The sequence below is a fragment of the Pseudomonadota bacterium genome (assembly GCA_016711215.1).
In the GTDB taxonomy this organism is placed as follows: Bacteria; Myxococcota_A; Polyangia.
In genome coordinates this window covers 75,649-97,735 of sequence record JADJTL010000005.1, presented here as the reverse complement: position 1 = coordinate 97,735, position 22,087 = coordinate 75,649, and the positions used below count along the sequence as shown (strand labels likewise).

At 70.2% G+C, this 22,087-nt stretch carries 19 protein-coding genes; 8 read left to right on the top strand and 11 right to left on the bottom strand.

The genetic code is table 11. From position 1 onward, the window contains the following. Positions 1-22: 22 nt before the first annotated feature. A complete protein-coding gene (gene ftsY / locus IPL40_13545) occupies positions 23-958 on the bottom strand; it encodes a signal recognition particle-docking protein FtsY (protein MBK8482170.1) in 936 nt (311 codons plus the stop codon). Positions 959-1,497: 539 nt separating this feature from the next. On the opposite strand from ftsY, the gene IPL40_13540 reads away from it, so the two are divergent. Then, the gene (locus IPL40_13540; GenBank protein MBK8482169.1) at positions 1,498-5,196 is read left to right on the top strand and encodes a chromosome segregation protein SMC; all 3,699 of its coding nucleotides are present in this window, start codon (positions 1,498-1,500) and stop codon (positions 5,194-5,196) included. Positions 5,197-5,245: 49 nt separating this feature from the next. Here IPL40_13540 and IPL40_13535 read toward each other — a convergent pair whose 3' ends face one another. The 4 genes from IPL40_13535 to greB form a co-directional block, all read right to left on the bottom strand. Beyond that, on the bottom strand, positions 5,246-5,611 hold the full coding sequence (locus IPL40_13535) for a roadblock/LC7 domain-containing protein (protein MBK8482168.1): 366 nt from the start codon (positions 5,609-5,611) through the stop codon (positions 5,246-5,248). Between the two features lie 38 nt (positions 5,612-5,649). Further along, positions 5,650-6,654 (bottom strand): peptidyl-prolyl cis-trans isomerase, encoded by a 1,005-nt coding sequence (locus tag IPL40_13530; protein ID MBK8482167.1) that lies wholly within the window; start codon positions 6,652-6,654, stop codon positions 5,650-5,652. Positions 6,655-6,892: 238 nt separating this feature from the next. Beyond that, positions 6,893-7,771: an RluA family pseudouridine synthase gene (locus IPL40_13525; GenBank protein MBK8482166.1), complete on the bottom strand. Its 879-nt coding sequence runs from the start codon at positions 7,769-7,771 to the stop codon at positions 6,893-6,895. A gap of 542 nt (positions 7,772-8,313) precedes the next feature. After that, the gene (greB, locus tag IPL40_13520; protein ID MBK8482165.1) at positions 8,314-8,829 is read right to left on the bottom strand and encodes a transcription elongation factor GreB; all 516 of its coding nucleotides are present in this window, start codon (positions 8,827-8,829) and stop codon (positions 8,314-8,316) included. A gap of 228 nt (positions 8,830-9,057) precedes the next feature. Here greB and IPL40_13515 point away from each other — a divergent pair, with 228 nt between their 5' ends. After that, positions 9,058-9,375, top strand: coding sequence for a hypothetical protein (locus IPL40_13515; GenBank protein ID MBK8482164.1), 318 nt, complete (start codon positions 9,058-9,060; stop codon positions 9,373-9,375). A 199-nt stretch (positions 9,376-9,574) separates the two neighbouring features. On the opposite strand, the gene IPL40_13510 is transcribed toward IPL40_13515, so the two are convergent. From IPL40_13510 to IPL40_13490, 5 genes are all read right to left on the bottom strand, one after another. Further along, the gene (locus tag IPL40_13510; GenBank protein MBK8482163.1) at positions 9,575-9,871 is read right to left on the bottom strand and encodes a Dabb family protein; all 297 of its coding nucleotides are present in this window, start codon (positions 9,869-9,871) and stop codon (positions 9,575-9,577) included. 920 nt (positions 9,872-10,791) lie between these two features. Then, entirely contained in the window at positions 10,792-11,145 is a 354-nt protein-coding gene (locus IPL40_13505; protein ID MBK8482162.1) for a hypothetical protein, read from the bottom strand. A 15-nt stretch (positions 11,146-11,160) separates the two neighbouring features. Further along, complete coding sequence (locus IPL40_13500) at positions 11,161-11,808, bottom strand: CPBP family intramembrane metalloprotease (protein MBK8482161.1); 648 nt, start codon at positions 11,806-11,808, stop codon at positions 11,161-11,163. Then, positions 11,805-12,788, bottom strand: coding sequence for an NAD(P)H-binding protein (locus tag IPL40_13495; protein MBK8482160.1), 984 nt, complete (start codon positions 12,786-12,788; stop codon positions 11,805-11,807). The genes IPL40_13500 and IPL40_13495 overlap by 4 nt, the downstream gene beginning before the upstream one ends. Further along, the gene (locus IPL40_13490) at positions 12,788-13,087 is read right to left on the bottom strand and encodes a lipocalin family protein (GenBank protein ID MBK8482159.1); all 300 of its coding nucleotides are present in this window, start codon (positions 13,085-13,087) and stop codon (positions 12,788-12,790) included. The genes IPL40_13495 and IPL40_13490 overlap by 1 nt, the downstream gene beginning before the upstream one ends. Before the next feature lie 689 nt (positions 13,088-13,776). Here IPL40_13490 and IPL40_13485 point away from each other — a divergent pair. Then, positions 13,777-14,307, top strand: coding sequence for a hypothetical protein (locus IPL40_13485; GenBank protein MBK8482158.1), 531 nt, complete (start codon positions 13,777-13,779; stop codon positions 14,305-14,307). Between the two features lie 98 nt (positions 14,308-14,405). On the opposite strand, the gene treS is transcribed toward IPL40_13485, so the two are convergent. Beyond that, the gene (gene treS / locus IPL40_13480) at positions 14,406-16,655 is read right to left on the bottom strand and encodes a maltose alpha-D-glucosyltransferase (GenBank protein MBK8482157.1); all 2,250 of its coding nucleotides are present in this window, start codon (positions 16,653-16,655) and stop codon (positions 14,406-14,408) included. Between the two features lie 361 nt (positions 16,656-17,016). Between treS and IPL40_13475 the strand changes: the two genes are divergently transcribed. From IPL40_13475 to IPL40_13455, 5 genes are all read left to right on the top strand, one after another. After that, the gene (locus IPL40_13475; protein ID MBK8482156.1) at positions 17,017-17,733 is read left to right on the top strand and encodes a (d)CMP kinase; all 717 of its coding nucleotides are present in this window, start codon (positions 17,017-17,019) and stop codon (positions 17,731-17,733) included. After that, positions 17,730-18,413, top strand: coding sequence for a Crp/Fnr family transcriptional regulator (locus tag IPL40_13470; GenBank protein MBK8482155.1), 684 nt, complete (start codon positions 17,730-17,732; stop codon positions 18,411-18,413). The genes IPL40_13475 and IPL40_13470 overlap by 4 nt, the downstream gene beginning before the upstream one ends. A 147-nt stretch (positions 18,414-18,560) precedes the next feature. After that, entirely contained in the window at positions 18,561-19,106 is a 546-nt protein-coding gene (locus IPL40_13465; GenBank protein MBK8482154.1) for a hypothetical protein, read from the top strand. A 111-nt stretch (positions 19,107-19,217) separates the two neighbouring features. Further along, positions 19,218-20,030 carry a HEAT repeat domain-containing protein gene (locus tag IPL40_13460; protein ID MBK8482153.1) on the top strand — a complete coding sequence of 271 codons (813 nt, stop codon included), beginning with the start codon at positions 19,218-19,220 and terminating at the stop codon, positions 20,028-20,030. Beyond that, positions 20,027-21,952 carry a PQQ-binding-like beta-propeller repeat protein gene (locus IPL40_13455; GenBank protein ID MBK8482152.1) on the top strand — a complete coding sequence of 642 codons (1,926 nt, stop codon included), beginning with the start codon at positions 20,027-20,029 and terminating at the stop codon, positions 21,950-21,952. Before IPL40_13460 ends, IPL40_13455 begins: the two co-directional genes overlap by 4 nt. Positions 21,953-22,087 lie beyond the last annotated feature (135 nt).

Genomic DNA, 22,087 nt, shown 5'->3' with positions numbered 1-22,087 from the left:
CCAAGCAATTAATACCAGGGGGCTATTCGTTCTCTCGAGGTGCGGCGGCAGCCTTGCGGTCCGGGCTGAAGAGCGCCTCGGCGAAGAGGGCGGCGTCGAAGGGCCGCAGGTCGTCGACTTGCTCCCCGATCCCGATGAAGCGTACCGGCAGCTTGAGCTCGTTGGCGATCCCCAGGACCACCCCGCCCTTGGCTGTGCCGTCGAGCTTGGTGAGGACGATCGCGCTGACCGCGGTGGACGCCTGGAAGAGCTTGGCCTGGACAATGGCGTTCTGGCCCGTGGTGGCGTCGAGCACGAGGAGGGTCTCGTGCGGCGCCCCCGGCGCCTGCTTGGCGATGGAACGGTGGACCTTCTCCAGCTCCTCCATCAACTCGACCTTGGTGTGCAGGCGCCCGGCGGTGTCGGCGATGACGACGTCGAAGCCCTCAGCCTTGGCCCGCTGCAGCGCCTCGACGATGACCGAGGTCGGATCCGCGCCCTCCTTGCCGCGGACGATCGCGGCGCCGGCCCGCTCGGCCCAGATGGCGAGTTGTTCGGCGGCCGCGGCGCGGTAGGTATCGCCGGCCGCCAGCAGCACGCGCCGGCCCTCGCGCTGCAGTCGGGCGGCGAGCTTGCCGATGGTGGTGGTCTTCCCCGTGCCGTTGACGCCGACGACGAGCAGCACCGTCGGCGGCGTCGCGGCAAAGCGAATCGGAGGTCCCTGGTCCAGGCCCTCGAGCATCGCCCGTGCGGCGCGTTGTAGCTCTTCCCAGGCGCGCTCGGGCGTGCGGTCGGCGCGATCGAGCTCACGCCGCAGCCCGTCGATAAGCTGTTGCGAGGTGCGCACGCCGATGTCGGCAGTGAAGAGCACCTCCTCGACCTGCGCCAGCAGCGCCTCGTCGAGGACCGCACCGCCGCGGAAGAGCTGGCCCAGCCGCGCGACGAAGCCGCCGCGGGTGCGGGCCAGGCCGCGGTCGATGCGCGCGCGGTCGTCGGCACGATCGGCCGCGCGGTCGGGGGCCCGCTCGGCTGCGCGATCGGCCGTGGTCGGGGGTCTGGCCGGCGCTGGGGCAGCGGGGCGTCTGCCGCTCCTCCGGCCCGCTTGGCTGCTGCCGTCTTGCTGCCGCCGCGGTGGCCGCGCTCGTCGCTCGCGTCGCCGGCGTCGCCCTCATTGGAGCGCCCTCGCGCCAGGCGCCGAATCGCCCGCGCGACGACGAAGAAAAACGCGATCCCGAAGAGCAGCAAGATGATCGCGCCCCAGTCGATGCCGTGGGCGGAGCTCGGGGCGAGGATCGGCAGGCCAATCATGGTGGCGCGGACTATAGCCGAGGGGCGATGGGGCGTCACGTCGAATGGCGCGCGCCTGCGAGCGATGGCACCAGCAATGGGTTGTTGACGAATTGCTGGCACAAGATGTGGTGTCCGCGCCCACTTTACAGGCCGGCAGATCCTCTGCTATGGCTGCTGCCCTATCCCTCCCAAACCGTGGACGCGGGCTCTGCCCTCAGCAGGAGCAGTATGCGCATCAAGCGAATTGATCTGAGCGGCTTCAAGTCCTTCTGTGATCCCGCCTCGCTGGACTTGCGGCAGCCGGTCTCTGCGGTCGTCGGGCCAAACGGCTGCGGCAAGTCGAATGTCGTCGACGCGCTGCGCTGGGCGATGGGCGAGCAGAGCGCGCGGCACCTGCGCGGCAAGACGATGGAAGACGTCATCTTCAACGGGTCGGACTCGCGGGGCCCGTCGGGGATGGCCGAGGTGTCGATCACCTTCGAGGTCGATCCGCGAAGCCCGGTCGCCGTGCTCGACTACAGCGAGGTTACGATCACGCGCCGGCTGCACCGGGACGGCAGCAGTGAGTATCTGATCAACAAGATCCCCGTGCGCTTGCGCGACATTACCAACCTCTTCCTCGGCACCGGGGTCGGGACCAAGGCCTACTCGATCATCGAGCAGGGGCGCGTCGGGCTGATCGTCAGCGCCAAGCCGGAGGAGCGCCGTCACTTCATCGAGGAGGCGGCGGGAATTACGAAGTACCAGCGGCGGCGGCAGCTCGCCGAGCGCAAGATCGAGGGGACGCGCCAGAACCTCCTGCGGATCACCGACGTGCTCGGCGAGCTCAGTGGCAGACTCGGCTCGCTGCGCCGGCAGGCGCAGAAGGCCGAGCGCTACCGGCAGTACAAGTCGGAGATGCGCGATATCGAGCTCTGGACCGCCTCGCATCAGCTGCTCGAGCTGACGGCCGAGCAGAAGTGCGTCAACGCCGAGCTGGTCGCGGTGACGCAGCAGCGTGAGGCGGCCGCCTTCGCGTTGGAGCGCTGCGAGCTGGCGCTGGAGCAGGAGCGCATCGCGGTCGTCGAGCAGGAGCGGGCGCTCAATCAGCTCCAGGAGCAGCTCTATCAGCTCGACAATCGGATCCGCCTCGGAGAGAGCCAGATCGAGTTTCAGTCGCGCGAGGCCGAGGAGCTGCAACGCAACGCCGGGCATGCGCGCGGCGAGGTGGAGGAGCTGCAGCGGCAGCTCGTCGACGACGAGGCGCGGCTGCAAGAGACGCGTGGGCGCGCCGCCGCGCTGCAGCAGGAGCGCGCGGAGCACGCGGGCTCGCTCGCGGGGCGGCAGCAGGGCCTCGACAGGTTGCGGGGAGCCCTCGGCGAGGTGCAGGCCGCGATCGACGGCGAGCGTCAGGCGCTGACGACGGCCGAGCGGGAGGCCGCGCGGGCCGAGGCGGATCAGCGCGCCGCGCGCCAGCGGCGTGACGATCTGACGCAGCGGGCGGCCCAGGGGGCGCAGGACCTGGACCAGCTACGGGCGCGCGGCGAGCAGCTGCGGGCGACGGCCGAGGAGCTGCGGGCTCAGCTCGAGGAGCTGGGCGGCGTCTGCGAGCAGCTCGAGGAGCGCCGGCGCAGCGCGACCACTCGGCTGGACGAGCTGCGGCAACAGGTCGGGCGCGGCGAGGCCGAGCTGGAGGTGCTGCGGACGGAGCTGCATCGTCGGCGCAGCCGACTGGCCTCGTTGCAAGAGATCCAGGCCCGCTACGAGGGCCTGGGTAAGGGCACGCGCGCGGTCATGCAGCGCCACAATGGATCGTCGCGTGAGCGTGGTGTGCTCGGTGTCGTCGCCGACGCGATCGAGGCGCCGGCAGGCTTCGAGTTGGCGGTCGAGGCTGTCTTGGGCCATCGGCTCGGCGCCGTGATCGTGGAGAGCGATGAGGTCGGCATCGACGCGATTCGCTATCTCAAGGAGAGCGCCCAGGGCCGCACCAGCTTCATCTCCCGCGCGGCTGAGCGCGGTGAGTCCTACCGCCGCGCGCTCCTGACCGACGCGCCGATTGGCTTCGTCTGGACCTCGAAGCCGGATGATCCCGGCAGTGAGCAGCCGCGCTGCGCAGAGGACCACCAGGCGGCGGCGCCGCCGCTGCTGGCGCCCGCGGCACTCGCCTACCGCGCGCCTGGGGTGCACGGACCGCTGCTCGGGCTCCTGAGTTGCCAGGACCAGTATCGCCCGGTGGCTGAAGCGCTGCTCGGGGACGTCATCGTCGTCGATAGGATCGAGACCGGTGTCGGGATCTGGGACCAGGTCGGGCGTCATACCGTCGTCACCCTCGAGGGCGACATCCTCGATCCCGACGGCACCGTGACCGGCGGCTCGCAGGATGCAGAGAACTCGGGTGTGTTGCACCAGAAGCGCGAGATCAAAGAGCTGAAGGCGATCATCGGCGAGCTGCAGGATCAGTACGATGCGGCGCTGGAGCGGCATGTCTCGGTCAAGACCGAGATCGCGACCCTCGAGCAGGTGCTGCGCGAGACCACGCAGCAGGCCCATCAGAGCGAGAAGGAGACGCTCACGCGCGAGAAGGATCTCGGGCGGGCGCAGTCGGAGCTGAGCGAGGTGATGGTGCGGCATCAGCGCCTGAGCCAGGAGCTCGAGCGCGCCGCGCTCGGGTTGGCGGAGCTCGACCGCCAGGATCGCCTGCTCGCGGAGACGCTGGTCGTGGCCTGCGATCGTCGCTGGGCGGCGGGTGATACGCTGGCGCTGCTCGGACGCGAGCACCGGCGCCTGGCCATCTTGGCGGATGACGACGCGGGCAGCGTGACAGATTTTAAGGTGGCGCTGGCGCAGGTCAACGCCACCTGCGCGGCGACCGAAGAGGCGCTGCGTCAGCTCGAGCGAGTGCGGGCGGAGCGCCAACGTCGGGTCGAGCGCCTGCAGCAGGGGATGACCACGGGCCTGGCGCGCGCGGAGGGGCTGAAGCAGGGCGTGGTCGGCGCGCGGACCGAGATCGACGACCTCGTCGGTCAGCGCGCGCAGCTCCAGGACTCCCTGTCGGGCGGTCGCACGGGCTACGAAGCGCGTGCACAGGCGCTGGGGGCGAGCGAGTCCGCCGTCAAGACGGCGCGCGAGGAGGCGGGCAGCCTCGGCGGAAGCCTGGGGCGGCTGCAGCTGCGTGGCAGCGAGCTGGCGCTGCGGCGCCGGCACCTCGACGAGCAGATTTGGGAGCGCTATCGCGAGGAGCTACCGCGCGTGGCCGGCGACTATCACCTGCGCCCGCCGGTCGGTGAGCCCGAGCGCGAGCGCATCGACCAGCTCCGCGAGCTGATTCATCGGATGGGCGAGATCAACCTGACGGCGATCGACGAGTACAACGAGCTCAGCCAGCGCCACGATCAGCTCGATCGGCATCGCCTCGACCTCGAGCAGGCGCTGGGGCAGCTCCAGCGGGCGATTCAGAAGATCAATCGCACCTGCCGCGAGCGCTTCCTCGAGACCTTCAATCGCGTCAACGAACAGTTTCAGCAGGTCTTTCCGCGCCTCTTCCACGGCGGCAAGGCGCGGCTGCTGCTGACGGAGGCCGAGGACGTGCTGCAGGGCGGTGTCGAGATCGTGGCTCAGCCTCCCGGCAAGAAGCTGGTCTCGATCGACATGATGTCGGGTGGCGAGAAGGCGTTGACGGCCACGAGCCTGATTTTCGCGATGTTCCTCGTCAAGCCCACGCCCTTCTGCCTGCTCGATGAGGTCGACGCGCCGCTCGACGATGCCAACGTCTTGCGCCTGCGCGAGCTGGTGAAGGAGCTGTCGACCGGCTCGCAGTTCATCATCATCACGCATAACCATACGACGATGGAGATCGCTGACCGGCTCTTCGGCGTGACGATGGAGGAGCCCGGCGTTTCGAAGCTGGTCTCGGTCAACCTGAGCGAGGCTCAGCTCGTCGCCGCCTGAGCCTCTCCTCTCTCTCCCTCTCCCGCGCAGAGCCCCGCGGGGCGCGCGCTCAGAGCTCCTTCAAGAGCCGTTCGCGCGTCTGGCGCAGCGCCCGCAGCGTGCGCCAGAGCGGGCTGTTCGCCGCGGTGGCGATGACGAGATAGTAGCCCTCGACGACGCGTCCGATCACGACGCGGCGCTCGGCGAAGCGCAGCACCAGGTTGGTGGGGGTGCCGAGCTCGAGCTGCTCGCACGCGCGCCGCATCAAGTTGTAGGCGATGCCCCAGTGGGCGCCGACCAGGCGGATGTTGGTCGCGCCGAGGTCGCCGGCCGAGTGGTCGACGGACTCGCCTTCCCAATCGATGAAGATCGCGCCGAGCGCCTCGGGAAGCTCGCGCAGCAGCTCGTCGAGGATCTCTGAGAAGACCGAAGCCACGTGCTCTCGTGCTCTCCCTTTCGGCGCGCGCGGGCTGCTCAGCCGCCCTTGGGCGCCAGGGCGCGCTCGACCGCGGCTTCGTCGACGACGACCGGGCCGCGCTGGCGCAGCTCGCTCAGGCGCTCGTCGAGCACGACGCGGCGCGCGTCGGCGAGGATACGCTTGCGCACCTCCCCCTCGACCTCGGCGAGCGCGGCGTTGCGGGGCGGCGTGATCGCCTTGAGGTAGATGACGTGATAGCCGAAGTCGGTGCGGACGACGCCGCTGTGCTGGCCCGGTCGAGCCAGCGCGAAGGCGGCCGCGGAGAAGGGCGCGATCGTCTCGCCGGGCGCGGTGGTGAACTCCTCGACGCGCAGCTTGATCGGCGCGCTCGTCGCCTTGAGGCGCTCGCCGAGCGCCTTGAACTCGGCAGCGCTCAACGCGGCGCGTGCGCCCGCCAGCGCCAGCGCCTTACGCGCCACCGCCCGGGCCTGGCGGTGGTGCTCAGCGTCGTCTCCCTTGGGGTCGGCGACGGCGAGGATATGCACCAGCTCGCGCAGCTCGGGATGGACGTAGCGCGTGCGGTTGAGCGCGTAGGCGCGCTCGACCAGGCGCCGTGGGATCGCGCTCGGCGGCAAGCGCTCGATGAAGTCACGCGTGATCAGGCGGCGCGCCAGCGCACGACGTTGCTCGCGGGCGATGCTTGGATCGCGCGCGAAGCCGCGTCGCACGGCCTCTTGGGCCAAGAGCTCCTCGTCGATCGCCCGCTCCAGCGCGCGCTGCGCATTCGCCGCGCCGCCGAGCTGGAGCGCTACGTCCTCGCGCAGCAGCGGGGCGCCATTGACGCGCGCGACCACCTGCTTGGGGTCCGTTACGCTGGCCCTCGTGGTGACGGTCGTGGCGGCGGGATGGGCGGTCGGCGCCGGTCGGCAGGCGGGCAGGGCGAAGAGGATCCCCAGCGCCAGCGCGCCCCGTGGCGCGACCCAAGGCCGGTGCCGGCGCGACGCCCGCCGCTCCGCCCGCCGTGTATAGGGTCTGCTCGCGACGTCGAGATCGGGGCGCAAGGCGCGTGCGGTGCAAGTCCTGGGCGCGGTGCCGGTCGCTGTGGCGATTGAGCGTGGAAGGGTGCGCGTCAAGGTCGTTCCTCTGGGCGACAGGGGCCGCGAGTATAACGGGCCCGCGCGCCGGGCGACAGCGCGGAGCGGCGAGAGTGTAGCGGAGCGGCGCGAGCCCAGCGCGGCGCGAGCAGGTGCCCCTCGGGTCGCCCCACCGCGACCGCTGGGCCACGCGCAGGCAGGCAGCTCAGGGCCGGCAGAGGCGCCGGCGCAGCTGCTCGAGGTCGTCAGCGAGCGGCGCCGCGAACGAGAGCGCGCTGCCGTCCAGCGGATGACGCAGCCCCAGGTGGGCTGCGTGCAGGGCCAGGCGGGGGGCCAGCTGCTCGCTGCCCCGCGGGCCGTAGAGCGGATCGCCGAGGACGGGAAAGCCTCGCTCGGATAGGTGTATCCGCACCTGATGCGTGCGGCCCGTCTCGAGCTTGGCGGCCACGAGCGACGCGCGAGGACCGAGGCGCTCGACCAGGCTGAAGCGCGACACGGCCTCCTTGGCCTGGCCCTGATCGGAATCGTCGCGACTGCCCCGCAGTCCATCGCCGCGGTCACGCACGAGCTTGGTCCTGACGCGGACCGGCGCCGCCGGGAAGTGGCCGCGCACGATCGCCAGGTACTCCCGCTCCACCTCGTGGCGGAACAAGAGCGCCTTGATCTGCGCCTGGCAGGCCTCCGTCAGCGCGACCATCATCAGCCCCGAGGTCGGCTCGTCGAGGCGGTGGACGGCGAAGGCGGAGCCGAGCAGGTGGCGGACGGCCTCGATCACGCTGGTCTCTTGCCGGCGCCCGGGTGCGTCTACCGCCAGCATCCCCGGTGGCTTGAGCACCACGGCGAGGTGGCGATCATGGAAGAGCACCACGAGGTCGCGATTGGGGCGGTGGCGGGCTGCATTGAGCGAAAGCACCACGCGCGCGGGGTCCACCTGGCGCCCCTCGTCGGCGGTAGGCGCGCCCCCGTAGGAGACCTTGCCGCTCGCGAGCAGCGCACGCGCAGCGCGGTTGGTGTAGCCCAGCGCGCGCAGATGATCGATCAGTCGCGGGCCTGGCGGCGCGCTCGATGCTGGCCCCCGGCTCAAGATGGCTCCCTTAAGGGTGAGTCCCCTCCGCGTCGCGGTGCGATCCACCCCGGCGCTGCGCGGCGGGTAGGGAGCGCCGTATCGGTCAACGACAAGGCGACCGTTCGTCGGCGCATCTCCTGCAGCGTCTCCTCGCGACCAGCAGCGTCGCCTTCGTTGGCATGTCCATCCGGGTCTCGGTCGGCGTGAGCAAGCCGCGCGCCGCGTAGCGGTGGCCGTGGTTGTACCAGCCGAAGAAGCGGCGGCGATAGGCGGTTGCGATGGCGATGGCGATTGGACGCTGTCCCACGCTGTCCCCGACCCGGGTTAAGGACGCTGTCCCCGACCCGCGACGCTGTCCCCGACCCGGGTACGACGCTGTCCCCGACCCGGGTTAATATGACGCGTGCAACATAGGTATGCTGGGCAGCGCAATGCGCTCGCTCTCTAAGGGCAACGGTGCGTTTTCGGGTTTGGAACGGGGCTGCTTGACTGGGGAAGAGCGCGGGTCGGGAACAGCGGGCACAGCCAGACGGCGCGCGCGACGGGCCGACGAGCCGTGGCTATTCGTACTCGATGGCCTCGATGGTTACCTCGATGACGCCCTTGGGGCGGTTGATACGCACGGTGTCACCCTCGGCCTTTCCCAGCAGCGCGCGTGCCATCGGTGCGTCGATACTGACGCGGTGCTGTTTCGGATCGTACTCGTCAGGCCCGACGATCTGAAAGCGTGAGGTCTCGCCGGTTTCGTCCTCGACAGTGACCCAGGCGCCGAAGAACACTCGTCCCTGCTGCGCCTCAGAGGGTCGCACCACCTCGAGCTCGTCGATGCGTTTGCTGAGGAAGCGCAGTCGCCTGTCGATCTCCCGCAGGCGCTTCTTGCCGTAGATGTACTCGGCGTTCTCCGAACGGTCCCCCAGCGCGGCCGCCTCGGCGACCTCCTGGGTCACGCGGGGACGCTCCACCTTCCACAGCTGGTGGATCTCATCGGTCAGCAAGCGGTAACCGCGGGCGGTGATGTAGCGCGTGATGCTGCCGGAGGCCGACTTCGTCGGCCCGGTGGGCAGCCTGGGTTTCATCGAGAAGCGCGACATGGGAGTGTTTCGTCGTCTTTCGGCGGTAGAGGGGCTCAGGCGGCCGGGGTTAATATCACGCCTGCAACGTACGCGCTGTGCCCGCTGTACGCGCTGTGCCCGCTGCACCAGTACCCCGAGCTATCTATTCCCTACGCGTCAGCCTAACCCCGCGTCACACTAACCCGGGCCGGGAACAGCGCCGTGATTCAGTACGGCAGGGACGTGGGCTTGGTGAGCGGGCAGCTGATCTTTGAGCTGGGCTATCGGCCGGCCACCGATGCCGTCCATCTACGCCTGACCGGGGAGGGGTTGGTGTGTGAGCATGCTGGGGTTCTTGCTGGCTTTGGCGGCGTGGTCGGCGAGCGGGACCCCGCTGCCGAGTTCCTGATCGGGCTCGTGGCCTATTTGCCGCTGCCGCTGGACCAGCGCTCGGCGGTCAAGCTGGAAGTGACCTTCGGTGGCTTTATGCGCATCGAAGCGGCGCCCCCGCGGGACGGCTTCTTCGTCGGTGGCCGGCTGCTCTTTCGGCACCTCTTCGGCGACGTCTGAAGGCGTCCTCTCGGGTGGCGCTGTCCCCCTGAGGTCGACGGTGCGTCTTCAGGTTTGAAGCGGGGCTGCTCGACGCGGGGTCGGGGCCGCGCTTGGACCGGACGCGAGACCTCGTGGACTCAGATTGCCATCGTTGGAACAGCTCGCCTCATACTGACCCGGGTCGGGAACTGCAGGGGACGGCCGGGCGATCGCTGGGTCAGTCGTGCTCGAAATCCAGGGCCAACACGCCCTCGCTGATCGGCTCGACGTAGCGCTCGACGACAGTCCGATGGGCCGGGTGCGGGTGGTAAGCCTCGAGCGCCGCGCGATCGACAAAGCGGGCAACGAAACCGTGCGTGTAGCCGGCGGCGCGGCCCGAGTAGTCGGCGCCAGCGCTGGCCTCGATGATGCCGGGAATGCGCTCCTTGAGCGCTACCAGCTCGGCCATCAGGCGCTGCTTGTCGGCCTCGGGGGCCTGAGCTCGCAACTTGAACCAGACGATGTGCTCGACCATGGGGTGGAGCCTACCTTCTGGCGTCCCACGGACGGAAGCGAAAAGGGGCATTGGATCCGGCCCTCGATCTGTGCGGCTCGACACCGCGCGCCTGGGCGCCAGGGTAGGCCAAAACGCCGGCTAGCGGCCGAAGAACGTCCCTAGAGCTGGCCGCAGGCGAGACCCGGGACTGGAGAGCAGATGCGACAGCCGGTGACGGCCGTCCTCACGGCGACGCTCGGCGGTCCGTGCAGTTCGGCTTCGACTCGGGCTGTGGACCCGACAGGAACCCGCTGCTCCGCACACGGAGCACGGCATCGCGACCACGAACATGTGCGGCCGCATGGTGACCACGGCGTCGGCGGAGCCCACCACGCATTCGCCGACGCGGCCGCGTTGGCCCAGGTGCTTGATGATCCGGCGCGCCACGAGTGGCAGTGTCCCGGCGATGTACTGCGCGCGATCCAGGCCACGCCGACTGCCTCGGGCCTGGCCCCGAGTAGCGTCGACCGTATCCTCGTGGTGCACGTGTGGCACCACCTCGGTGATCGCGGCGAGTACGCGCGCGGCCTCGCGGCTGCGCTCCGACCGCACGGAAGCCTGTTCGTCGTGGACTCAGCTCCAGCGCCCTCCGTGGCCCGCCGGCGAGCATGCGCGTCGTGCCCGAGGCGGTCCTCGTGGCACTCGAGGGCGCCGGCCTTTCAGCCAGGGTGTCGCCGATTGCGCTGCCCGAGCAGTACATCGTGGAGGGGTGTCGGCAACCTTCAGGGCTCCACGCCCTTCACCAGAAGCAGGAGCCGCGCGTGACTGAATTCTGGGAGACCGCGTTCACGGATATGCAACTGAATATGCAACTGGCGTGGCGAGCGGAGCCGACCGGGTCTGCTGCGCTTGCGCGCCTGCTGGAGCGCCGCTGCCGGGTCGGGGTTGCGCGCGGTCGCTCACTGCAAGAACTCCTGCAGGTTCGTCTTGCCAAAGCGGCTTCCGGTAGCTCTCTCGTGAAGCTGCTTGGCGATGAGCCCCATCAGGCGCTTCACGCCGACGGTCTTCTCGGGATCGGTCGCCGGGAGCAGCCGCACGGTGATCTGTCGGTCCTTCTGCGAGAGCTGCACGAAGAAGGGCTGCGACCGCCCCTCCTCGACCACCACGCAGTCCACGAGCGCGGTGTGCCCCGACCGGTTCAGGTAGACATCGACGACCTTCAGGATCTCACTCCCGTTTCGGACCGCCGTGAGCTGGATACTCGGGCAGGCGACTGGGAGATCGATGGCCTCTTCAAGCACGACGTGAGGCATTGGGTGCTCCTTTCTTCAGCTGATGTCCAGTGGCAGCCAGAGCAGGACGAGTGCGTTCCACAACAGGTGAGCCACCAAGGGTGGTACGAGACTCGCTGTCGTGGCGCGCAGGGTGCCCCACGCCAGTCCGCAGAAGAACGCGGCCGCCACCAGCACGGGCGAGCCGAGAGGCGTGTGCACCAGCGCGTACACGACAGCCGCCAGCGCGACGCCCCTCCAAGCTCCCAGGCGCTGGACGAGCGCAGCCTGAACGACGCCGCGCCAGACCAGCTCCTCTCCGAGGATGACGGGGACGAGCGCAACCGACGCGACGACGAGCGACGGCCTCCGAAACGCCGCGTACAGCTGCATGGTGTCGCTCGCGATGAACGGCAAGCTGCGCGCGAGCAGTGGATAGAGCAGGTAGGTGGCGCCGGCCATCAGGCCCCCCGCTGTGGCACCGAGCAGCATGAGCCTGGGGCTCGGCTGCAGCAGCGCTAGCGGTGCGGGGCGTTCGAACAGCAGGACGGCGAGGCCGAGCGCAACCGCCGCACCACCGATGGCCGGCCAGATGCCGAGTGGCCCCGTGACCGCGGCAGCAGCAAGCCACGCCGCGATCGAGGCGAACGCGAGCGTGGTGCTTCGCGACCTCGCGGTGACAACGCTGGTGACCGGGCGATTCATGCCGAGCTCTTCGAGAGGCCCCTCGCGCGCTCGATGGCGCCCCAGGCTCCTTGGACACGGTGGTCGCCGCGCTCGGCGTCGAGGGCCGACCTTGCCGCCTCGGCGAAGGACGAGCGATGTGGATGGCAGATGAGCACCCAGAAGCGGTCGTCTCGTGCCAGCAGATCCTCGGTTAGGCCGACCACCACTTCGCGTGCCACGGACCACTGTGCGCGCGTGACGAAGCGAACCCAGAGCGACGACAAGCGAGGCGATAGGAGAGGCACTTCGATCATGCGTGGGTGCCGAAGGCCCATGACCCGCGCGGTCTCCTCGAGGATCTCCTTTCCGGAGAGCGTGACCGGTCCCGCGATATCATACCAGACGCTCGCCGCCAGGGGCAGCTCGAGCGCCCGCACCAGCGCCACGACGACATCGTCGATCGCGACCGGCTGCGTGCGCGACTTCAGCCACCGCGGCAGGACCATGAAGGGCAAGCGGGCCGCCAGGTCGCGGACGATGAGCCAGCTCAGGCTGCCGTGCCCGACGATCATGCTTGCGCGCAGCTCGATCGTCTGCACCGAACCGGCGCGCAGCGCCTCGCCCACGTCGAGCCGGCTGCGCAGGTGATCGGAGCCCGTGCCGATCGGCGCGACGCCGCCGAGGTACACGATGCGTTCGACGCCCGCTGCGGCCGCCGCCTTCGAGAAGGTCGCTGCGGCCATCACCTCGTGCCGGTGGTAGTCCCCGCCCTCGCCGATCCCGTGCACGAGGTAGAGCGCTGCCTGGCATCCGTCGAGCGCGCGAGCACACGAGTCCGGATCCGCCACGTCGCCCTGCACCCAGTCGAGGGCGGGCTCGCGCTGCTGGGCCCGCGCGGCATCCCGAGTCAGGCACCGCACGCGCCAGCCCTCGCGCGCGAGGGCCGGTCTCACCGCGCCACCGACGAATCCCGTGGCGCCGGTCAGGAGCAGCAAGCGCTCTGGCTGGAGCCCCGTCATCAGCTTCTTTCCCGCGATCGAGAGTCGCCCGCAGGGGGCGGTCCCGCGACCTGTAGCGTTCGTACGATCCGGGAGGTCTGGTAGCCCTGGGCCTGGAGGCGCGTGATGAGGCCCCGGTAGCTCGCCTCCGCCATCGTCGGAGTGCGGGCGAGGATCCAGAGGTAGTCGCGACCGGGGTGACCGACGACGGCGGACGAGTAGTCGTTGACACGTTCCGTCGCCGCCACGCTCGCCCCATAGCTCGTCGCCCACCGACGGAACAGCGCCTCGAACGCGCGAGGGTCCATGGCCGCCAACATGCGCAGGAAGGTATCTTGCGAGGGGATGCCATGTTGCAGAGCACAACGGCGTCGGAACCACTCTTCGTTCTCGATACCGAAGATCTCGATGGCATCAGCGCCGTCAGCCACGGCGAGAGCTCCGACGAGCGCGACGAATAGAACTTCCCAGATCGGATGTCGCAGCCCCCGGCGTTCCCGTGGGTCTGGCATGGCACGCGTGATCGTGAGCAGCTTGTCGAATCGTGAGACGGTCATCGCAGAGGCTCCAGTGCTGGACGTAACTCCGCCCGGCACCTACCTTGGATCACGGTCGCGATCGGCGGTCAATCACGATCGCTCTGCTTGAGCCTCAAACCACCCAGCCATCGCGCCGTGCCGGTCCCCGCTAGGTTCCTCCCCCCAATGGGTTCCCGTCGACCGTCGGGACTTTGCGATCGCCCTGGGGTCGTCAGGGCCGCGGGTCGGGGTCATCAGGGCCGGGGGCGTCTAACGGATCAACTCGGGTCGGGGTTGCGGGTCGGGGTTGCGCGGGTCGGGGTTGCGCGGGCCGCGCGGCCCTTTGCCCGGCGATGCTACGCTGGCTGCCGGCATCAGCGGCGACCGTGGCTGGCCCCCGAGGCCTGGCGGGGGGGCCGCGTCAAGGGTCAAGGATGGACACTCTTCGACAAAAGATGGCGCGTGCGCTTGTTAGCAGGCGGTGGCCGCCAGTGGTCTTGGCGCTGGTATTTGTCGGCGGCGTTGCCTGCTGGTTCGTCAGCGGCCTCCCGCTGGCGCTGCGCGCGATCCTGCTCGCCGCCGCTTTCCTGGCTCCCTTGCTGAGCAACCGCCTACGCCGCGCCGCGCTCGCAACGCGCAGGCTGCGCGTCGAGGTCGATGGCGTCGGGCTCCGGCGACTGCGGGGCGACGAGGTCCTCGAAGACGTCCGCTGGGATGAGCTGGTCGCGGTGTCGATCGTGACGAGCGACGAGGGGCCAGACGCCGACGACTTCTTCCTCTTGCTCCGCGGCGCCGAAGGCGGCCGCTGCGTCATTGCGCTCGACTGCGCGTGCGAGCTCGACCTTCTCGCCAGGCTGCAGCAGCTCCCTCGCTTCGATAACGAGGCCCTGGCGTCGTCGGCCGGCAGCGCGCGCTGGCGTGAGTTCGTCTGCTGGGAGGGCGCGCCGGGCGAGGGACTCGCCGCGTCCGAGGCCGCGCCGCAGGCAGGGTCTCAGGCGCAGCAGGGGAGCGCGCAGGGCTGAGCGAGGTGGCCCAGCGGCGGCGACGGCCTGAGGTCGGCGCCCGCACGAGCGACGGGCGACCACCGCGGGCTTCCGAGCAAGCGCGGCGCTGGCGGGTGCTACCTGATCAACAACGCCTTGCCCTCGAAGGCTGCCAGCCTCAGCATCAGGCGACCGCCGATCAGTCGGTCGTCGTGGTTCGCTGGTTCGAGGAGGTTGGCGAGCGAAGACTTCCCGGCGACCGCGCTTAGCCTTAGCGACTCGCTGACGGGACCGCGGCCGAAGTTGACGGCGGTGACCTCGATGCCGCCCCCCGCAGGCAGCTGATGCACCAGCACCAGCAGACCCGGGTTTCGCACTTCCGGCACCTCGAGCTGCTTGGCCTGATTGATCCGATAGCGCTCGCGGACGGCGAGCAGCCGCTTGAGCTGAGAGGCGAAGGAGTCGGGCTGGGCGAGCTGCAGCGGCACGGGACCGTAGAGCGTCGCGGTGCGGGGTATGCCCGAGGTCGAGGTCGTCGCCTTCGGATTGTCGCCCAGGAGATCGTAGGCGCCGCGGTTGATCCAGCGCGTGTCGCCGTCGGCCATCAGCGTGCTGACGGCGGGCGCGGGCAGCGGCAGCGCGCCGACGAGATCCCAGCCCGAGAGCGCAAAGACGCCCGGCTGGAAGGCGTTGTAGAAGGCCAGGAGCAGGTGCAGCTTGCGGACCTGCGCCTGCTGGTCCTTGCTCAGCGAGCGCAGGTCCTTCAACCCCAGCGCAGCGCCGATCACCGAGGCGGTGGTGCAGGCGACGCCGTTAGAGGCCTTGAGGTTGTAGGGCACGGCGAGGAGCTTCTGCAGTAGCTCGTCGCGGATGATGGTCCGCAGCGCGGATCCCTTGAGTCGCTTGCCGCGGAAGGAGAAGACATCGTCCTTGTGCTTATTCCAGAAATGCACCAGCTCGAGCGTCAGCTCATCGTGGTTCTGCAGCGCGTGAATGAGCGTCGCAGGATCGATGCCGTGCTCGCGCGCCAGGTTGAGCATCAGGCGCAAGAAGCGCGCATCGCCGGTCACGAGCGCATGGTGGTAAGCCGGGCGGGTGACGAAGTCGTAGGAGAGATCCGCGCCGCCGCTCTGCATCAGGCGCAGGTCGTCGAGCGAGAGGTTGAGCTCCTGAAAGGTGAAGGCGCCGAGCCTGCGCGCGGTGCCGGCGATCAGCTGATTTCCGGTCACCGAGAGCGGATGGCCCTCTGAGAAGGCCGGCGCGCCGCTCGGATCGACCTCGATACCGAGGAAGCCGTTGGCATCGAGGCGCAGCATGCCGATGCCGAGCTCGCCCACGGCGTGGAGGAGGTCGCCGATGACGAGCCTGGCGGCGGCGAAGGTCGGATCGATCCAGTTGAGCGTCGGTTGGCCAGCCTTGAAATAGTGCAGGTAGACCCAGCGACGGCGCTTGCCGTCGGCGCCCTCGACCACGTCGGTCGCGCTCCAATTGGTCTCCTTGACCTTTGGCTCGAAGAAGATCACGCGGTAGAGCCGGCCGACGAGGTAGCCCTTGGCCTTGAGCTGGTCGACGACCGCGGGCTTGAGGTTGGCGCTATCCTCGCCGGGTTGGACGGGTGGCAGCAGCCCCCAATCCTTCTCGTCGATCTCGACGATGTGATAGATGCCCGGGTAGTCTTGGTAGCCGCGCTCGGCCAAGCGCCAGTCGGGGCCCTTGCCGGTATGGCCGGGGATGACGTCGGCGATCACAATCGCGCCGTTGCTGCGCGCGTGGGCCACCAGCGCGCGATACTCAGCCTCGTCGCCGAAGCCGGGGTCGATGCGCATGCTGATGCGGTCGAAGTTACCGTCGATCGTCGGGGTGAAGCGCCGCTCCGTGACGCCGCCCGAGCGCTTCATCGGCCCAGTGTGCATCGCCTTGATGCCGATCGACGCGAAGGCCCGCCACAGACGCTCGTCACCGAGCGTCTTGAGCACGCTCGCGCCCTCGCGCGTGATGGTGGCGCCCGGATAGGCGGTGAACCAGGTCGACGCCAGCGCGGACGCGGCCCGGGGCCGAATCGCGGCGTAGGGGTGCCGCCACAGCAAGCCCTTGCCGGAGTAGCGCTGCGCCAGCGCCTCCGCTTGCTTCAGCATCGAGTGCCGTTCGAGCCATTGCAGGTAGGCTGCCTGCCGGCTCGGCCGAGCGTCCGGTCTAGCCTCGGCGCTCAGCTGCCCGAGGCCCTTCTGTCGACCGAGCGGCGTCTTGGGGCTGTGGCAGCACGCGCTCAGTCCCAGCGCGCTCAGTCCCAGCGCGAGGGTCAAGGCCAGCGCGCGCGCTGGCGCTTTGCACCGGGCAGAGGGGCGGCGCGGCGCGAGCTCTGTCGCGGGTTCGTGGAGTCTTCGCATCAGGTCCCCTTTCTTCGCCGTACGCGCTGCGACGGCGGCGCCGAGCTGCACGGTTGTCGGCCAAACGAGGCAGCGAGACGATGCAGGCAGACGGAGGCGAACGCAATCCGGCGCGTTGCGGCCGGCCGCGGAGCGCACGAGCGCCGACGGCGTCGCGCGGCGCCCTCGCGGGTCTGGGGCGAATCGGCTGAACGTCGACCCAAGAGGCGCGGCGCTTGCGGAGGCGACGCTCGGGCCCGTATCGTCGGGCTTTTCGGCAGGGAGGTGCGTCGCAGCCGGGGCAGCCGGAGGCGGCCGCATGCCGTTGCCGATGCGGCGAGGTGTAGCGGTGGAACGAAACGCGGGGCCTGAAGGGGTGTTCTTGGTGGTTGCGATCGACGGGCCGGCCGGCGCTGGCAAGTCAACCGTGGCGCGCCGGGTGGCGCAGCGGCTTGGCGCCTTGCTGCTCGACTCGGGGGCGATCTATCGCGCCCTGGCCGTGGTGGCTCAGCGTCGGGCGGTGCACTGGCAGGACGAGCAGGGCTTGGCGGCGATCGCCCGTGAGTTACGGCTCGAGTTCCGTGCCGAGGGCGGCGAGCAACGGGTGTTCTTGGTCGACGGCGCGGGCGCGGAGGACGTCAGCGCGGCGCTGCGCACGCCAGAGATTGCCGCCGGGGCGTCCGCCGTCAGCCGCTGGCCGGCCGTCAGGGAGGCGTTGCTCGTGCCACAGCGCGCCTTCGCCGAAGCGGGCGCGGTCGTCGCCGAGGGGCGCGACACGGGCACCGTGGTCTTCCCGCGGGCGGCGGTGAAGATATTTCTCGTCGCCGATCCGGTCGTGCGCGCCGAGCGGCGCAGCCGTGAGCTCTGCGAGGCTGGTCATGCGGCCACTGTGGCAGAGGTCTTGAGCGATCAGCAGCGGCGCGATGACGCCGACACTTCGCGCGCGATCGCCCCATTGCGCGCCGCGCACGATGCCGTCAGGATCGATACCAGCCGACTGACGATCGACGAGGTCGTGCAACAGATCGTGGCGCTCTGCGCGTCGGCCGAGGGCGGCGCGCCGGCGCCAAGCGCTTCGAGCGAGGTGGCCCCAAAGTGACCAACGCGCAATCGCAGCAGCAATACACCTGTGAGTATCCGGCGGGGACGGTGCTCTTTCGCCAAGGCGAGCGAGGCGAGCAGATGTACGTCGTGCGCTCGGGCAAGCTCGAGCTCACGCGCAACGTGGGTGGCCGCGAGGCGCGCCTCGGCGTGCTCGAGGCCGGCGAGTTCTGCGGGGAGCTCTCGGTATTGGCGAAGGCCCCTCGCTCCGCCACGGCGCGCGTAATCGAGCGTGCGCGCCTGCTGGTCATCGAGGCCAGCACCTTCGAGACCATGATCGAGCACAGCACCGAGGTCGCCGTTCGGCTGATCCAGCAGTTGGCGACCCGCCTGGTGGACTCGAGCCGTCAGGTGGAGCTGTTGCTGCTGCGGCATCCTCATGCGCGCGTCGCGAAGTACCTGCGCCAAGAGGCGGAGGTCCGCGGTCAGCCCGACCCCGAGGGGCTGGCGGTCGAGCTCACGAGCGCGGGGATGGCGACGCACCTGGGCCTGACGCGCGATGAGGTCAATGCCGGACTGCAGCGCCTGGAGCGCGCGCGGCTCCTGCGCCAGCGCGCGGATGGCGTGTTGGTGGTCGCCGATGGTCAGCGCACGCAGGATTTCATCGATTTCCTCGAAATGAAGCAGCTCCAGGGCGGCAGCCCGACCGGCGCCGCCACCGCGCTGCCCTCGTCCTGACGGGCGCGTCGTGACCCACGGATGGCCGCGATGGGGCCGCGTGGTGCTTGACGTCTTCCTGCCCCGGGTGCGATGCTCTTGTTCTAATTTGTGTTACCGGGCACTGAATAATGCTGCGAAAGAGCGGCATCTGCGAGGTAGCAGGTAATGCGCGAGAGGTCTCACGCTCTTCGTTGGGGGGCGCTGGTGGCGACGATCGCCTGGCTGCTCGGGTCCTCGCCGCCGCTCGCTGCGGCGCCAGTCGAGGACCGTTTCGCTGGCGAGATTGTGGTTTTGCGCAAGCGCCCGCCGCCGCGCTTTCGCAGTCAGGCGGCCTTTGCGGAGTTTTTGCGGCAGCACCGCAGCACACGCCTGGCTGCCGACCGCAACAACGCGAAGCGTTGGACGCTCGAGTTGATGGCCTTCTTCAGGCGGCCGGTCGACGACTTCGAGGTCAAGGTGAAGTTCTTCGACATCACCAAGGGCCGCGTCTTCGTGGCCGGCGACAGCATCCTCACCTCGGCGAGGGGCCAGCGCATCCTGGCGACGAGCCTGGCACTCGACGGCCCCACCTTCGCCCCCAAGCGGCGCTACAAGATGTACCTGCTCGATGCCCGTGGCGTGGCGCTCGCCAGCACGCAGTTTGAGCTCGAGGGGGAGACCGAGCGCTACTCCGGCCATGTCGAGTTCAGCGACGCCGACACCACCGAGTGACGCGCTGGCGGGGCTGCGGTCGGGCAGGGCGCTTGACGGGGGCGCGGCCATCTCGTTTAGTGGTCGCTCGCGTTTCACCAATGGGACCTCGCCTGCGGCCAGGAGCTGGTGATGGGTGCGTCGATCTTCCGGGTGGCAAAGGCCCTTACGCTGGCGGCGCTGCTGAGCACCGCGTCGACGGTGCGCGCCGCGGTGCGCGAGCTGCCGACCGCCCTGGTCGATGCGCTGCATGGAGCGGACCTCAACCGCGCAGTGAGCGCAGCCGAACAGCTCGGTGTGTTGGCCACGCCGCCCGCCCGGGCCGCCCTGGTGCGCGTGCTCGGGCTCGGCGCGCCGCCGCCACTGCTGCTCGCGGCCCTTGGCGCGCTGGGGCAACCCGGCGCCGCCGACGCGGTACCGATCTTGCGCCATTACGCGACCTATCGTGCGCCCGCGGTGCGGGTGGCGGCGCTGCGGGCGCTGGCCCGCGTCGGCGGGCCTGAGGCCGACGAGACGATGATCGCGGCGCTCGGCGACGGTGACGCGGCGGTTCGCGAGGCGGCCGCCGGGCTCGCGGCAGAGCTCGGCCTGCGCACGGCCGAGGGCGCCCTGCTGATGCTCGTGCAGCGCGGCGAGGTGACCCTCCTTCCAGCCCTCGCGCGGGTGGGCGGTGCGCGCACGGTGGCGGCGATGACGACCGACGCCTCCCTGCAGGCAGCCGGGCCGGCGTCGCGCTCGATCCGCGCTCAGCTCCTGGGTGCCCTGCTGGTGCGCGAGGATTTCGGCCCCGATCCCCTGCGCGTGCGGGTCGTCCAAACGCTCGCCGCGTCGGGCGATAGCGAGGCCGCTGCCGCCTTGGCTCGCTACCTGGCTGCGGTGCCCGCGGAGCAACAGCGACCGTCACGTGCGGCCGCGGCCCGGGCGCTGCAGCGCAGGCGCCGATGACCGCGCGCGATCCCGAGGCGATGCTCGACCACTGGCGCCGCGCTGCAGGCGCCGTGCTCGTCGCCGCGCTGATGATTACGGGGCTCGAGGGCTGCGCGGGGCCGCGCGGGCTGCGGGAGTTGGCGCCGGTTCCCGATTCAACGCAGCTCGCACGGGCCCTGGCGCCCTTTGGCTCGGGCCTCAGGGCGTCGCCGCTTGCCGCCAAGGCGCCGACGGTCTGGTTGGTGGCGCAAGCGCCGCTGCGCCTCGCGGCCTACGATCTGCGTCGGCGCAGCTTCCGATTCATCGTTCGCGCCGACGTCGCCTCGCGGGTTGTCGTTGGCGGGGCCTTTGGCGCCTGCGCGCTGGACGAGGGGCGATCGCTCGCGGCCTTCGATAGCGAACACGGGCGCCTGCTCTGGCGTACGCCGGCGCCCCAGTCCGGATGGCGCGTGCTCGGTTTGGCGGCGAGCGGCAGTCTGGTGTTCGCGGTCTGGGGGCGGCGCGCCGCGCACCGTGCCCCGCGCAGCAGCGCGGCGGCGACGCCCCAGGCCGCCCTTGTGGCCTACGACGGGCGTAGCGGCGAGCGCCGCTGGGCCGTGCCGTCGTGGGTGCCGATCGGCGCGCCCCGTGCTTGGGGCGACTACCTCGTCCTTCCAACCCAGCGCCAGGGGTTGGCGCTGCTGGAGGGGCGAAGCGGCGACGTCCTTGTCCAGCTCCCCTGGCGTGGCGAGGCGATTTCCTGGATCGAGGCCAATCGAGATGGCGTGTATTTTGGCGGGCGCGCCAGCGTCAAGCGCCTCGCTCCGGGGATCGGCGCTGGGGCCGACGGCGCTGCAGGCGCGGCGCCTGTTGTGCCGCCGGTGATCACCGGGATCGCCCCGAGTTGGGGTCGCGATAGCTACGACGGTGCACCCTGGGACTACGGGGCCGGCGACCGGCAACGCTGGTTATGGCGGCGGCCCACCGGGTCTCGCCCGGCGGCGAGCGGTTGGGCGGACGATCGACTGCTGCTGCTGCACTACCGTTTTCTTCTCGGCTTCGCCGTCGAGGGGGCGCGTCCGCAGCGGCCGCAGTTGGCGTGGGTGCGGCGCGCCACACGTGGGGACTTTGTAGCGGCGACGCATACCGGCCGAGCCGTGATGCTGGTCGGCGCTGGTGGTGAGCTGCTGGTGGTCGATCCGCGCACGGGGGCGGAGCGCGAGCGCTCCGAGCTCGGCCTGCGCGTCTGGGGCGCCACCTTCGACGCGGAGGGCTTTGGCGACGTCCAGCCCGCGGCGCCGCCCGCGGCCGCGGCCGCGCTGCGCGATGCGCTGATGGGGGCCTTGCTCGAGCCCGATCGGCGCTTTCCTGGGCTCGCCAGGTTCTTCGTCTCGAGCCTCGCCGCGAGCGCGGGCCCGCCCCCAACGGCGGCCTTATTGCGGCTCGCGCGCGAGCCGCTGGTGACGCAGGAGGTGCGCGATCAGGCGCTCGACTACCTCAACGAGCACCCTGACGAGCGCGCCAGCGAGCTGTACCTGTCGCTCCTCGCCGAGCGCAACGACCAGGTCCTGGGCACGCACGCAGCCTCGCTTGAGCCGGCGGCGCGGGCGGCCGCCGCCCTGCGACTGCCCGAGGCCGTGCGGCCGCTGCTGCTCCAGCTCGCCGACCCGCAAACCCCGTTGCCGGCGCTCGCCGCGGTGGTCGACGCGCTCTGGGCGATCGGCGACCGACGGGCAATGGAGCCGCTGCGGGAGCTGCTGCTGACCTACCGCTGTGAGCCTGAGTTAGGTTGGGCGCCCCGGATTCTCGCCGCGGCGGCTGCGGCGGTGATGGAGTGGGGCGGTCGGACTGAACGCGAGCTGGTCGACTTCGTGGCCCACGATCCACACACCCTACCCGCCTTGCGCCAGCGGCTGGATCGCCTGTTGGAAGCGGCGGAGGAGAGCGAAAGACGGCCTTGAATCGGCGCAGCGGATCGACCGCCCTACGGCCGTCTTGGGCATCGCAGGGGTTATTGAGAACGTGGACCCGCGCCCCCCGAACCGCCAAAGGATTGCGTCGCGCGCCCGGCGTATGGATAATCACCCGCGCGCTGC